At 62.2% G+C, this 13,355-nt stretch carries 15 protein-coding genes; 9 read left to right on the plus strand and 6 right to left on the minus strand.

Features of this window, described 5'->3' with window-relative positions; translation table 11 throughout:
- Positions 1-2: 2 nt before the first annotated feature.
- From P3G66_RS24525 to P3G66_RS24535, 3 genes are read right to left on the minus strand one after another with little or no spacing between them, the layout of a single operon-like run.
- On the minus strand, positions 3-1,379 hold the full coding sequence (locus P3G66_RS24525) for a glutamine synthetase family protein (RefSeq protein ID WP_276117227.1): 1,377 nt from the start codon (positions 1,377-1,379) through the stop codon (positions 3-5).
- Positions 1,376-2,149, minus strand: coding sequence for an SDR family NAD(P)-dependent oxidoreductase (locus tag P3G66_RS24530; protein WP_021332597.1), 774 nt, complete (start codon positions 2,147-2,149; stop codon positions 1,376-1,378). Before P3G66_RS24530 ends, P3G66_RS24525 begins: the two co-directional genes overlap by 4 nt.
- A complete protein-coding gene (locus P3G66_RS24535) occupies positions 2,133-2,939 on the minus strand; it encodes a gamma-glutamyl-gamma-aminobutyrate hydrolase family protein (protein ID WP_021332596.1) in 807 nt (268 codons plus the stop codon). The genes P3G66_RS24530 and P3G66_RS24535 overlap by 17 nt, the downstream gene beginning before the upstream one ends.
- 186 nt (positions 2,940-3,125) lie before the next feature.
- Between P3G66_RS24535 and P3G66_RS24540 the strand changes: the two genes are divergently transcribed.
- The 8 genes from P3G66_RS24540 (at position 3,126) to P3G66_RS24575 (ending at position 10,418) form a co-directional block, all read left to right on the plus strand.
- Entirely contained in the window at positions 3,126-3,848 is a 723-nt protein-coding gene (locus P3G66_RS24540; protein WP_021332595.1) for a FadR/GntR family transcriptional regulator, read from the plus strand.
- A 98-nt stretch (positions 3,849-3,946) separates the two neighbouring features.
- A complete protein-coding gene (locus tag P3G66_RS24545) occupies positions 3,947-5,377 on the plus strand; it encodes an APC family permease (RefSeq protein WP_276117228.1) in 1,431 nt (476 codons plus the stop codon).
- A gap of 54 nt (positions 5,378-5,431) precedes the next feature.
- A complete protein-coding gene (locus tag P3G66_RS24550) occupies positions 5,432-6,112 on the plus strand; it encodes a hypothetical protein (protein WP_276117229.1) in 681 nt (226 codons plus the stop codon).
- A 65-nt stretch (positions 6,113-6,177) separates the two neighbouring features.
- Complete coding sequence (locus tag P3G66_RS24555; RefSeq protein ID WP_276117230.1) at positions 6,178-6,552, plus strand: nuclear transport factor 2 family protein; 375 nt, start codon at positions 6,178-6,180, stop codon at positions 6,550-6,552.
- A 1-nt stretch (position 6,553) separates the two neighbouring features.
- On the plus strand, positions 6,554-7,510 hold the full coding sequence (locus tag P3G66_RS24560) for an alpha/beta hydrolase (protein ID WP_276117231.1): 957 nt from the start codon (positions 6,554-6,556) through the stop codon (positions 7,508-7,510).
- 33 nt (positions 7,511-7,543) lie between these two features.
- Positions 7,544-8,500 carry an SMP-30/gluconolactonase/LRE family protein gene (locus tag P3G66_RS24565; RefSeq protein ID WP_064688073.1) on the plus strand — a complete coding sequence of 319 codons (957 nt, stop codon included), beginning with the start codon at positions 7,544-7,546 and terminating at the stop codon, positions 8,498-8,500.
- Positions 8,501-8,568: 68 nt separating this feature from the next.
- On the plus strand, positions 8,569-9,627 hold the full coding sequence (locus tag P3G66_RS24570; protein WP_276117232.1) for a Dyp-type peroxidase: 1,059 nt from the start codon (positions 8,569-8,571) through the stop codon (positions 9,625-9,627).
- Positions 9,624-10,418, plus strand: a complete 795-nt coding sequence (locus tag P3G66_RS24575; protein WP_003942478.1) for a family 1 encapsulin nanocompartment shell protein — start codon at positions 9,624-9,626, stop codon at positions 10,416-10,418. The genes P3G66_RS24570 and P3G66_RS24575 overlap by 4 nt, the downstream gene beginning before the upstream one ends.
- Here P3G66_RS24575 and P3G66_RS24580 read toward each other — a convergent pair.
- The 3 genes from P3G66_RS24580 to P3G66_RS24590 are packed head-to-tail and all read right to left on the minus strand — an operon-like array spanning position 10,407 to position 12,071.
- On the minus strand, positions 10,407-10,733 hold the full coding sequence (locus tag P3G66_RS24580; protein ID WP_007729071.1) for a hypothetical protein: 327 nt from the start codon (positions 10,731-10,733) through the stop codon (positions 10,407-10,409). The genes P3G66_RS24575 and P3G66_RS24580 overlap by 12 nt on opposite strands.
- On the minus strand, positions 10,730-11,554 hold the full coding sequence (locus P3G66_RS24585) for a DUF692 domain-containing protein (protein ID WP_161121357.1): 825 nt from the start codon (positions 11,552-11,554) through the stop codon (positions 10,730-10,732). The genes P3G66_RS24580 and P3G66_RS24585 overlap by 4 nt, the downstream gene beginning before the upstream one ends.
- Before the next feature lie 46 nt (positions 11,555-11,600).
- Complete coding sequence (locus P3G66_RS24590; RefSeq protein WP_064113143.1) at positions 11,601-12,071, minus strand: Lrp/AsnC family transcriptional regulator; 471 nt, start codon at positions 12,069-12,071, stop codon at positions 11,601-11,603.
- Between the two features lie 154 nt (positions 12,072-12,225).
- Here P3G66_RS24590 and pdhA point away from each other — a divergent pair, with 154 nt between their 5' ends.
- The gene (gene pdhA / locus P3G66_RS24595) at positions 12,226-13,353 is read left to right on the plus strand and encodes a pyruvate dehydrogenase (acetyl-transferring) E1 component subunit alpha (RefSeq protein WP_276117233.1); all 1,128 of its coding nucleotides are present in this window, start codon (positions 12,226-12,228) and stop codon (positions 13,351-13,353) included.
- Positions 13,354-13,355 lie beyond the last annotated feature (2 nt).

Consider the following 13,355-nt stretch of genomic DNA (forward strand, 5'->3'; position numbering starts at 1 on the left):
GGTCAGATGTTGTCGAGGTAGCGTTCGCGTTCCCAGTCGGTGACCGCGGACATGAAGGAATCCCATTCGTCCTTGGCGACCGCCGCATAGTGCGATACGACCTCGGCGCCGAACGCCGCGAGTGCGAACTCACTGGCCTCGAGCGCACGCGCCGCTTCGTCCAGTGTGCCGGGCAGCGGTTGTTGCTTCACCTTCTTGAGTGTGTCTGTGTCGCTGTACCCGTCGCGTCGTACCGGTGCGCCGGGATCGAGCTTTCGTGTCAGACCGTCGTTCATCGACGCCAGAACGGCGGCGAGTGCGAGATACGGATTTGCGTCCGCCCCTGGCAGTCTCATTTCGAGACGATTGGCGGACGGCGCTCCGGTGATGAGTCGGCAGGTGGTAGTCCTGTTGTCGAAACCCCAGGTCAAGCCGTTCCCCGAGAAATCGTGGCTGGCTCTGGTCCGGCGCATCGAGTTGATGGTCGGCGTGTAGAACAGCATGAGTTCCGGGCAGTGCTCGAGAACTCCGCCGACGGCGTGCAGCAGTTCGGCGCTCGCGGTGTTTTCTGCGCTTTCGTCGTGGAATGGGAAGGTGTCGTCGCTCCGCATGGACGCGTGAATATGACACGACGAGCCCATGCCGTCGGTGCTCGGACGTGCCATGAAGGTAGCGGTGAGCCCTTCTGCCGCAGCGACGTCGTGGACGACCTGCTTGAATAGCACATGGCGGTCGGCCATCTCGAGGGCGGTTCCGTATTCGAGGTTGATCTCCCACTGGCCCAGGCCGTATTCGACCTGAGAGACCTCCACGGGAATCGCGCTCTCCTCCAACGCGGTTCGTACCTTGCGGAAGAAAGGTTCCATCGCGTTGCCGGCGGTGATGGTGTAATCCGAGGGCACCAGGGTGGTGGGTTCGAGATCCCGATAGCCGCTGCGCCGCAATGCGTCGGGGGTACCTCGGTAAAGGTGGAACTCGAGTTCCGTTGCCGCGTAGACGGTGTGGCCGTCAGCTTCGAGCTTGTCGATCTGTTTGCGCAGGATCGTGCGCGGTGCGATCGGGACCATCTCGCCGGTATGTTCGTCGACCGAGTCCGCGATGACGATGGCAGTGGACTCGAGCCACGACGCGCGTCGCAGTGTTCCCAGGTCAGGTTGCAGGCGGAAGTCATGCCAGCCGGTGTGTCCGCCGGCGTAGTCGACAACGAGTTTGTCCATGCGTTGGCTGGCATCCCAGGCATACACACAGGTGCACACATGCAGGCCCTCGTCGATGTTCGCGAGGAAAATTCGCGTCGGGACTCGTTTGCCGATCAACCGTCCGTAGAGGTCGATACCGGCGATGAGGACGGTGTCGATGTCGGACTCGGCGAGCTCGGCCGTGGTGAGCCGGCCTTTCATCGGGCAAGCCATCCGCCGTCGACGGGCAGCTGGACTCCACTGATGTAGGAGGCGTCGTCGGAGAGCAGGAAGGAGACTGCAGCACCCATGTCCTCGGGGCGGCCGACGCGCGGCACCAGGAGCCTGGACTTCATGAAGTCGAGAACTTCGCCGGAGGAGACGTCGATGCCAGGCAGGAAGGCGGTGGGGACCGGCCCGGGGGCGATCGCGTTGACTCGTACGTTGTACCGCGAGAGTTCGACGGCCAGAGCCTTCGTCAGCATCTTCACTCCACCCTTCGACGCGTTGTAGTGGACCTGGGCGAAGCCCTGGGAGGACACAACCACGTCCGCTTCCACCGTCGACAAGTTCACCACAGCGCCGCTGTTGCCGTCGCGGAAGTACGGGGTGGCGATCTGCGTGACGATGAACATGCCCTTGAGATTGACGTCGAGGACGAGGTCCCACTCTTCGTCGGTGAGGTTCTCGAGAGAACTCATCGTGATCAGACCGGCGTTGTTGACGAGGTAGTCGAAGCGTCCCCATTCGGCGACGGTCGCTTCGAAGGCGGCGCTCACTGCGGCGCGGTCGCGCACATCGGCTTCGAGGGCGAGCGCAGGTGTGCCGTACTGTGATTCGATCAGTGCGACGGTCTCCTTTGCACTTTCGATGTGAAGGTCCACGACCGCAACGCGGGCACCGTCGGAGGCGAGACGCAGCGCGATGCCGCGGCCGATTCCGGAACCTGCACCGGTGATGAGGGCGACCTTGTTCTCATGCGTACGTGACATTGTTGTCTTCCATTCTGTGATGATCGGTCTGGTGAGAAGAATCGGTCCGACGGGAGGTTGCAGCGTCGACGAGCCACGAGAAGAGCGGGTCGATTTCGACGAAGAATTCGGGGTGCCACTGCACGCCCACCACGGGGCGATCGGCGGCCTGGATGGCTTCGGCGACGCCGTCGAGCGCGCGTCCGACGATCCGAAGCCCGCTCCCCGGGGTGTCCACGGCTTGGTGGTGAAGGCTGTTCACGTGAATGCTGTTGCCGAACAGACTGTGTGGGACGGAACCGGATTCCAGAGCGACCTGTTGCGGTCGGTACGAACGCGGATAACCGAAGAAGCTGTGTGCCTCACCGGCGTCGGTCGGAAGGTCGGCAATCAGAGTGCCCCCGCGGGCGACGTTGACGACTTGGTGTCCTCGACATACACCCAGGATCGGCAGTCCGATTTCCCAGGCTGCATCGACCAGGGCGAACTCGAATTCGTCCCGAGCGGGGTCGATCATCGAGGAGTTTGGTCCGGGGGTGCGGCCGTATCGCCTGGGGTCCACGTCGGAACCACCGCTGAGGACGAGGGCGTCGAGATGCTCGACGATTCGGCGCGGATCACTGTGGATGCTCAGCAGGATCGGTTGACCACCGGCAGCGCGGATTTTCGAGGGAAAATCGGTGAAGAACATTTCCATCAACGCGTCGCCGACGACGTTGGGTAGTGACGGCCCGCCGCGGTCGACGCGGCCGGTGACTCCGATCAGGGGCATGGCGGGGAGTGCCTCCGCCGTCATAGTGAATTGGGTCATAGGAGCGAGCATAGAACCATTGAATGGCTTTTCGCTAGAGTTTGGCTTGTAAAGTTGGGGTAACGGGTTCGAAGTGCCGCGCGCTGCTGTATCTATTCAAGGACAGTTGCGAATGGGAGCGTTCGATTTCGTAGGTCAAGACGAAGCGTAAGTGTCGGTCCAGGCACCGAGTAGGGGGTACGAGACGTGCAGATCGACAAGCTGCCGGCCATCGAATTCATGGTCAGTGCACCGACGTTGGGGGAGGATATCGCTCGACGCTTGCGACTGCTCATTCACAGCGGCGCGCTCAGCCCCGGTGATCGCCTGCCGTCCGAGCGTGAACTGTCTCAGCAACTCGAAGTCGGTCGAGTCAGTGTGCGAGAAGCGGTCCGAATCCTTCAGGCGATGGGATACATCGAGGTGCGGCGAGGAGCCACGGGCGGATCGTTCGTTTCGGAGTTGACCAGGCCTTATGAAGACTGGGTTGGCCAGTTGAAAGCGCGAGAAGCAGACATCGACGAGATCGTCGACCTCCGTATCGGGTTGGAAATGCGCACGGCAAGCCTCGCGGCGGTCCGGCGAACCGATCGTCATCTTCTCGAGTTGCTCGAATCCATTGAGCAATTGGGGGTTTCCGGAAGTCGGGGATCGTTCCGGGCTTGTGACGCCAGGTTCCACGGCGGTATCGCCAGAGCGGCGGGAAACAGCAGGTTGGAGGCCGCTGTGGTCGAGGCTCGCGGCGAAATGTTCGTCCCCGTCGATCATCTCGTGTTCGAAGACCAGGTCGAGGCTTCGAGGGTGGAGCACAAGGAAATCTTCGAGGCGATCAAGCGGGGCGACAGCGCTCGCGCGGCGGAGGCAATGGAACGTCACATTCTGCACGCAAAAGACGAGCTCAAACGCTTGGCGCTGCAGGAAGAAGGCTGACGGGAGCGCGACGAACGGACGGCTCGTCCCGTTTTTCGCAAGTAAAAGTTTTGTGAATTGGGTCCCGAATCGACTTCAATGGTTCTAACATCGCCGGTATGACCCATACTTCCGTCAATGCTTCACATGATGCATCCGGCGATGACCGAACTCTACGAGGCTCGCTGGGTACCGGTTCGATAGTCCTCATGGTCGTTGCCGCGGCCGCTCCGCTGACTGTGATCAGTGGGCTTGTGCCGCTGGGCATTTCCGGTGGCAACGGTGCGGGCTTCCCCATGACCTTCGCCGTGACCACCGGTGTACTTCTGCTCTTCGCCGTCGGATTCACCGCGATGTCGCGTTACATCCCGGGAACCGGCGCGTTCTATCTCTACGTCGGACATGGTCTGGGCCGTGGTGCCGGTGTCGGCAGTGCGATGTTGGCGCTTGTCAGTTACAGCACAGTGCAATTGGCGGTGTACGGCTACCTCGGCCCGGCAATGAGTTCGTTGATCACCTCCTACGGTGGTCCGGATGTGCCGTGGTGGATCTTCTCGCTCGCCTCGTTGGCTCTGGTAGCCGTCCTGGGATTTCGTCATATCGAATTGTCGGGCAAGGTGCTCGGCATCCTGTTGATCGCAGAGGTCGGGATCGTTGTCGTACTCGACGCTTTCATCATCGCCGACGGTGGTCCGGAAGGTCCGTCGACGGCAATGTTCTCTCCGTCGGAAATTTTCTCCGGATCCCCCGGTGTCGCATTGGTATTCGCGCTTGCCGGCTACATCGGGTTCGAGTCGACGGCGATCTTCCGCGATGAGGCGAAGGATCCCGCGCGGACTATTCCGCGAGCGACATACGCCGCCTTGATCCTCATCGGCGGCTTCTATGCTCTCTCCAGTTGGGCGGTCGTGACAGCCTGGGGCGACAAGGGTGCAGTGGACATTGCGGGTACTGACCCCGACGGCATGCTGATCACCACTGCCACCGACTTTGCCGGAACGGTGACAGCCCATCTGATTCAAATTCTGTTGGTGTCCAGTCTCTTTGCCGCAGTTCTGTCTCTCCACAATGTCTTGGCCAGATACATCTTCGTTCTGTCGAACACCGGCGTTCTGCCGGGCGCAGGTGGGCGGACGCACCGCGTGCATGGTTCGCCGCACATCGCGTCGGTGGTGCAATCCTGCTGTGCTCTGGTACTTCTCGGAGTTTGCATCGTCATCGGTCTGGATCCGGTGACACAGATCTTCGCGTGGTTCGCCGGCGTTGCAACGGTGGGGATCGTGGCCCTCATGTTGCTCACGTGCCTTGCGGTGCTCGTCTTCTTTCATCGTACGAAGGTCGATCAGCGATTCTGGCACACCAAACTTGCCCCGAGCTTGGGCCTTGTCGGGCTGATCGGATTCGCGATCGCCATTGCCGGAAACCTTCCGCTCCTACTGGGCGGCAACATTCTGGCCGTGGTGATGACCGGGGTGCTGGTGCTCGCGTTTGTCGGTGGATTCCTCTATGCGCGACGACGGAAGCAAGTGAGCTTCGAACTCCCGTCGTGAGAGGGCTTTCGGTGAAATGATGGGTGCACCCGCACTCGAGAAAGCAGGACTCTCATGACGTTCGCGGATCTGGACGGCGATGAACTGTGGAGTTATCTGCAGGAGCGTTCAGGATTGCCCGGCCCGCGCGCGAACCTCGCGCTCATGCTCGAGTTCGCGCGCGGCGCCGATGACGACGACATCCTGCTGGCGGCGGAGTCCGAGGACGAATACATCCGCTGCTGTGGGATCGTCGGGCTCGGATTCATCCTTGTTCGTTCACGCGACAAGGCTGTCCTGAACAGTCTCACGGAGGCAACTACCAGTGCGTCGTGGCGTGCACGTGAAGCTGCCGCGATGGCCGTTCAGGCGATAGGCGACACGGATCCGCAATTATTGCGGGCGATCATCGAGCAGTGGTCACGCTCCGCTCATCCATTGACGCTGCGCGCAGCGGCTGCGGGGATCTGCGAGCCACGGTTGCTGAAGGACAAGACCAACGCTGCGCTGGCCGTTCAGGTGTGCCGAGACGCTACCGAGTGGATTGTCTCGCAACCGGCTGATTCCCGTCGTGACGCCGACACACGGACTCTCCGGCAGGCGCTCGGATACTGCTGGAGTGTCGCGGTTGCGGCGGATCCGGAGAATGCCCTGCCGGCATTCGTCTCCCTGGAGGCGTCGGACGACACCGACGTCGTCTGGATCGTGCGGGAGAACCGGAAGAAGGCTCGCCTGCGCAAGGTGCTCGAAAGCTGACCCGTGGAACAGAATCGTAGGTTATCCTCAGAATTAGAACCTGTTCTAACTACGAGGGGTAGACCATGGCACCGTCCGCAGAGGTAATCCGCAAGACCGTCGACGCCTACATCGAGACCGTTGCGACGGGCACTGCCGCCCAGGTTGTGGCCCTGTATGCCGAGGGTGCAACAGTCGAAGATCCGGTGGGCACCGACGTGCGCACCACCCGCGAGTCCATTCTCGAGTTCTACTCCGTGATCGAGAATTTCGACCAGGAAGCTCACCTTCAGACCCTCCGCATTGCCGGAAACGAAGCGGCATTCCACTTCTCGCTGATCACCAAGCTCGGCGAGCAGACTCTGACCATCGCACCCATCGACGTCATGACCTTCGACGACGACGGCAAGATCCTGTCGATGCGCGCATTCTGGAACCAGGAAGACATGATCACCTCCTGACATGACGGTGAAGATGATCGACGTCGACGGATTCCGTTGGCAGATCGACGATTCCGGTTCCGGGACAGCTGTGGTCATGTGCCACGGCTTTCCCGGCCTCGGATACAGCTATCGCCATCAGTCAGCAGCGTTGGCGGAAGCGGGTTTTCGGTCGATTGCACTCGACATGCCCGGTTACGGCGGCACTACCCGCCCCGACGCGATCGAGGACTACACCAACGACGCCGTCGCGAACCGGCTGATCGACCTACTCGACGCTCTCGGAATCGACAAAGCGGTGTTCGTCGGACACGATTTCGGCGCTCCGGTCGCGTGGACGACACCGCTTCGTCACCCCGATCGCGTTGCGGGACTGGTCTCCTTGGCGGTTCCCTATGCGCCGGACAGATTCCCGGCCAAGCCCTCGACGATCTACGCCGCCTTGGCGCGAAAGCACTTTCTGCACATTCACTATTTTCAGGAACCGGGTGTCGCGGAGCGCGAACTCGACGCCCGTCCACGTGAATTCCTTCAGCGGCTCTTCCACGCCTTGTCCGGGGCCTACCGGTACCTCGATGTGTGGAAGAACCCCTCCGAAGGAAACGGCTATCTCGACGTACTTCCCGAGGCGCCGGCGTTGCCGTGGTCGTGGCTCACCGAGGATGATTTGGATGTCTATGTAAAGGCCTTTACTGCAACAGGTTTCACCGGTGGCTTGAACTGGTACCGAGCGTATGACGCCAATTGGGAGCGCAGCGCGGATCTGGACGGCGCGCACGTCGAGGTCCCGACGCTCTTCGTTGCGGGCGCGGAAGACCCGGTCATCGCGATGAGCGGTCCCAAGGCACTGGACCGAATGAAGGACACTGTCCCCGACCTGCGGGGTGTACATCTCCTCGGCGGTGCGGGGCACTTCGTACAACAAGAACGCGCTGTCGAGGTCAATGAACTTTTGATCTCTTTCCTTCGGAGTCTCTAGGCGAAATCGGACAGAGGGTCTAGCGTTGCGCAGATGCGCACCAGGATCTTCGATCGCGGTATTCGTGTTGGTATCACCGGTGCTCTTGTTGCCGGTTCGCTTCTGGCTCTGGGCGTGTCCGGTGCCGCCGCCGCGCCGCCTTGCCCTGGATCGTCACCCGCCATACTCAGCGCCCAGATTCCGGGTGCAGCCCTCGAGGGTGTCACGGTGGACGGGCAAGGGCGCCTGTATACGACCGACCTGGTGAGTGGGCGGATCTTCCGCGTCGACGGGCCTGGTCAGGCCGCAGTTCCGATCGCGACGGTTCCCGGCGGTGCGGGCGCACTCGCGTGGAGCACGGACGGTTCACTGCTGGTGGGTACCGGAGCAAACGCCGGCGTGCTGATCGGCGATCTGACGCGTGCTGCGTCCGTCGCGCGGGTGGACGTGAACTCGGGCGCCGTGACGCCGATAGCCGGTGGTCTGAGCGCTGCAAACGGCCTTGCTGTCGCGCACGACGGGACGATCTACGCCACCAACGATTTCGGTTCGCTGATCGGAAAGGTCAGCCCGAATGGTTCCGTCGACCCGGCGTGGGCAACCTTCCCGAGTGCAAACGGCGCTGCCCTGAGCGCCGATAATCGCTGGCTCTACGTTTCGCGCACGTTCGCAAACCCGGGTGTCAGCCGCATCTCCGTGGACAATCCGGGATATTCGGAGTCGTTGGTCGATCTCGGTGGTTTCGAAACCTTTTCTGCCCCAGATGGTTTGACCTTGGACTCGCGAGATCGCGCAATTGTTCCCACGGACATCAGTGGTGAGGTGTGGCGGATCGACGGACCCGGCCAGTACTGCTCGCTCACCAGTGGACTGCAAGCGTCGAGTGTGTTGACCTATGGGCGCGGCAATTCCGGTTTCGCGGCCGGGCATCTCTACCGCGCCGGGTTCGACGGAAAGATCTTCGAGATTCCGGCCGGCTTCGACGCGGGCGCCCAGGCCGCAACCCCCTGACGCGACACCCTGACGCGACTTACCCACTACTGATGCCGGGACTGCCGGAATCGTCCATACTGGTCTGCATGGCGGAAACGAGTGAGATCGACGAGGCCGAAGTGGCCCTTCCCGCGATACCGCAGCCGTTGCTGACCCCGCTCACGGAAGCTGCGATCTTCCTGGTTTTCACCATCGACGAGGGTGGTGAGCAGGCAGTTCACGACGTTCTGGCGGATATTTCCGGGCTGCAACGCTCGATCGGATTCCGGGTTCCCGCCGGTGGCTTGGCTGCCGTCGTCGGCATCGGTTCGGATGCGTGGGATCGACTTTTCGACGGTCCACGGCCGGCGGAATTGCATCCGTTCGTCGAGTTGACCGGTGACAAACACCACGCCCCGCGCACGCCGGGCGATCTGTTGTTTCACATCCGGGCCCGTCAGATGGACCTGTGCTTCGAGTTCGCCACGGCCGTGACCAACAGGTTGGCCGGGGCCGCGTCGGTGATCGACGAGGTCCACGGGTTCAAGTATTTCGAGCAACGCGACCTCATGGGTTTTGTCGACGGTACCGAGAACCCGTCCGGGCAGGCCGCTTACGTCGCGGTCACCGTCGGTGACGAGGATCCGGATTTCGCAGGCAGCAGTTACGTCATCGTCCAGAAGTACCTCCACGACATGTCGGAGTGGAACTCCCTGCCCGTCGAGGAGCAGGAGAACGTCATCGGACGCTCCAAGCTCGAAGATCTCGAGATGGACGACGACACCAAGCCGGCCAACTCCCACACCGCACTCACCGTCATCGAGGACGAATCCGGTGAGCAGATCCAGATTCTGCGGGACAACATGCCGTTCGGCCACGTCGGCTCCGCTGAGATGGGTACCTATTTCATCGGTTACTCGGCGTCGCCGACGGTCACCGAGCAGATGCTCACCAACATGTTCATCGGGAATCCCGTCGGCAATTACGACCGCATTCTCGATTTCTCCACCGCCGTCACCGGAATCAATTTCTTCGTTCCGACGGCGGACTTTCTCGACGGTCCCCCGGACTTGCCGACCAGGCTTGTTCCCGAAGCGACGTTCACAGCGCCCATCTCTGACGGTTCTCTCGGAATCGGCAGCCTCAAAAGGAGTGCCCAGCAATGACAAACCTGCACCGCGACCTAGCACCCATTTCGGCAGCAGCCTGGGCCGAGATCGAAGAAGAGGCGAGCCGTACCTTCAAGCGTCACGTCGCCGGTCGTCGTGTCGTGGATGTGGAGGGACCGTCGGGTGACGATCTCGCGGCCATCCCACTCGGGCATCAGGTGCCGATCAATCCCTTGGCCGACGGCGTCATCGCACATGCTCGTCAGTCCCAGCCGATCATCGAACTGCGGGTCCCGTTCACCGTCAGCCGTCAGGCCATCGACGACGTCGAACGCGGCGCCAAGGACTCCGACTGGCAGCCCGTCAAGGACGCGGCCAAGCAGATCGCGTTCGCCGAGGACCGCGCCATCTTCGAGGGATACCCAGCAGCCAGCATCACCGGCGTGCGGGCCAGCGGTTCCAACCCGGAACTGAAGCTACCCATCGACGCCAAGGACTACCCGGAAGCCATCAGCCAGGCGATCACGTCGCTGCGCTTGGCCGGTGTCAACGGACCGTACTCACTGCTCTTGAATGCAGATGCGTTCACCGCGATCAACGAGACCTCCGATCACGGCTACCCCATCCGCGAGCACCTGCGACGCGTCCTCGACGGCGAGATCATCTGGGCCCCGGCCATCGACGGCGCTTTCCTGCTGTCGACGCGTGGCGGTGACTACGAATTGCACCTCGGCCAGGACCTGTCCATCGGCTATCTCTCGCACGATGCGAACTCCGTCGAGCTGTACTTCCAGGAATCGATGACGTTCCTCATGTACACCAGCGAAGCTGTTGTCTCACTTGCGTGAGACCTTTCGAAACCTCTGATACCAGGGTGGGCGAGGCAGTTCGCCGATGTCCTGGAGATGGGCGACAAAGGCCTGGGCATCCGCATGCGAAGACGACTTCGGTCGTCCGTCCGCCCACGCTGTGAACAACTGAAGATAACGATCGCCGAGAGTGTGGCGCACGACCGGAAGGTGGTGCGCCACTTCTCCTGCGCGCTTTCGGAGCAGCGCCGCCGAGACAACGGCGGCTTCGTCTTTGTCGAAGCCTTCGGGCAGTTCGCCACCCGCCACCAGTGCGCGAATCAGCGCCTCTTGACGCTCACCGAGCGTGCTCATGTGCGTGACCAATCGGTGCCCGCGGTGATGCGATCCAGACCAGCTGCGTCGGCGATGGCATCGAGCTCGTCGAGCAATTCCAGTGCCGGCGGATAGTTTCCGTCGCGCTCGAGCATGATCGCGGGATGGTGACCGGCGGCGGTGAACTGCGCAAGGAGTTCCAGCACGGCTTCGGGCACCGGGTCGGTGTGCGTGTCGTGGTATTTTCCGTCGCCGAGACTGCCACCGGCGATGTGGCAGTAGGCGATTCGTTCGAGTGGCAGCCGGCTCAGCTCGGTCCAGGGATCACGCCCGCGATTGAGAGCGTTGGCGTAGACGTTCGCGATGTCGAGAACCAGCAGGGCCCCGGTGCGCTCGACGATCTCCGCGAGAAACTCCCCTTCGGTCAACTCGTCGTCCGGCCAGTCGAACAGGGCGGCAACGTTTTCGACGGCGAACGGCACCGGTAGACCGTCCTGAGTCCGGGTGATGTTGCGTACCAGGGCGTCGACGGCTTCGTAGGTGCGCGGAAGTGGGAGCAGGTGGCCGGCCTCGATGCCGCCTGCACGCACGAATGCGATGTGCTCGCTCGCCAAGGGAGCGCCCAGTAGCTGGGATGCACGCGCAAGGTGATCGATCCGTGCCTGATCTACCGCCTCGGCCCCGCCAAGTGAGAGCGAGATTCCGTGCGGGATCACCGGAACTCCCAGCGAGCCGAGGTGCGGCGGTATCTCGTTTCCGACGGATTCGGCAATGACTTCGCAGAATGCCAGGCCGTCGAGTTGCGCGATGATTCCGGAGACCTCGGGGCGCCAACCGATTCCCAGGCCGTGCAGGGTCATTCGAGTCACCTCCCGTGTGCAACTGCTAACGGCGACTATAGACGGATCAGCCGGGCAACCAGTTGGGTCCCGGACCGTTGCCTTCTTCGAAGATCAGCCACGTTTTGGTCGAGAGAACCCCGTCGAGTCCCTGGAGTTCTTCGAGGACGGTGTGGCGTAGTTCCTGGTTGTCCGGGGCTCGAACCAGCACCAGAACGTCGAAGTCGCCGCCGAGGAGGGAGAAGTGCTCGACAAACGGCAGGGCCTTCAAGGACGCCGCCAGACCTCGCCACGAGTGCTGCCGGATCGAGAGTGCCACGTACGCCGAGGAGCCGAGTCCGGCCTTCTCATGGGCGATCCGCGTCGTGAATCCGGTGATGATTCCGGCGTCCTCGAGCCTTTCGATGCGGACGTAGGCGTGAGCGCGGGATATGTGCGCCTTTTCAGCCAGTGCACGCATGGAGATGCGACTGTCTGCGGTCAGTTCGGCGATGATGCGGCGGTCGATCGCATCGAGAGCGTGCGGTTCGGTGGCCATCTGTCCATTCCTGGTTCGGTAGTCGAGTCGGTTGATGGACATATTGCTGCCCGAATCCTCATGATAGGCCGTTTGTCTTGAATCCTCGACGCCTGCTGCCATTACGTCGCCGAAGTGCGAATACTGATGGACACAACGTCTTCTGGAGGTAGAAGTGACACTTGTCGAGCCCTTGGGGGAACTGCGGTATCAGAAGTTCCTGCCGGCCGATTCTGCGGTGCAGTACCTCGACCCTGCCGGAGAACTGACGCGCAGCGAGGCCCGCTACGCAAAACCGAGCGACGATCGCCTGATCGCGATGTATCGAAAGATGTTCCTGGGCAGGCGTTTCGACCAGCAGGCTACGGCGCTGACCAAACAGGGGCGCCTGGCCGTGTATCCGTCCTCGCGAGGGCAGGAGGCATGTCAGATCGCGGCAGCGATGAGTCTGGAGCCGAGTGACTGGCTCTTCCCCACCTACCGGGATTCGATGGCGTTGGCCGCCCGGGGTGTCGATCCGGTGCAGATTCTGAGCATGCTCGCCGGCGACTGGCACTGCGGATACGACCCGGTCGCACTGCGCAGTGCGCCGCAGTGCACCCCGCTGGCAACGCAATTGCTGCATGCAGCGGGGGTGGCCTACGGGGAGTCTCGACGGGGCTTGAACACCGTCGCCTTGGCGCTCTGTGGTGACGGCGCCACCAGTGAGGGCGATTTCCACGAGGCGCTGAACTTCGCCGCCGTCTTCAAGGCGCCGGTGATCTTTCTGGTGCAGAACAACGGATTTGCGATCAGCGTGCCACTGTCGCGCCAAAGCGCAGCACCGACGTTGGCGCACAAGGGTGTCGGCTACGGGATCGGCAGCGAGCAGGTAGACGGCAACGATCCCGTTGCGATGCTGGCCGTCATGGACGAGGCGGCACGCTTCGTCCGCAGCGGAAACGGACCGGTGATCGTCGAGGCACACACTTATCGCATCGACGCACACACCAATGCCGACGACGCCACCCGCTACCGCGACAGCGCCGAGGTGGAAGTCTGGCTCGGGCGAGATCCGTTGCCGCGTCTCGAAAAGTATCTGCGCGCACACGATCTGATCGACGACGCATTCGTGGAATCACTGACCGCGGAGGCCGAGGCAGAGGCCGCCACACTGCGCGCCGGCATGAACGTCGACCGCCCGCACGATCCGCTCGATCTGTTCCGGTACGTCTTCGCCGAGCAGACACCGCAATTGCGTGAGCAACAAGCCCAACTCGAAGCCGAACTTGCTGCCGAAGCCGCTGACACAGGGGGACACTGACC

Origin of the sequence: Rhodococcus sp. C3V (assembly GCF_029269915.1) — a bacterium.
In the GTDB taxonomy this organism is placed as follows: domain Bacteria; phylum Actinomycetota; class Actinomycetes; order Mycobacteriales; family Mycobacteriaceae; genus Rhodococcus_F; species Rhodococcus_F qingshengii.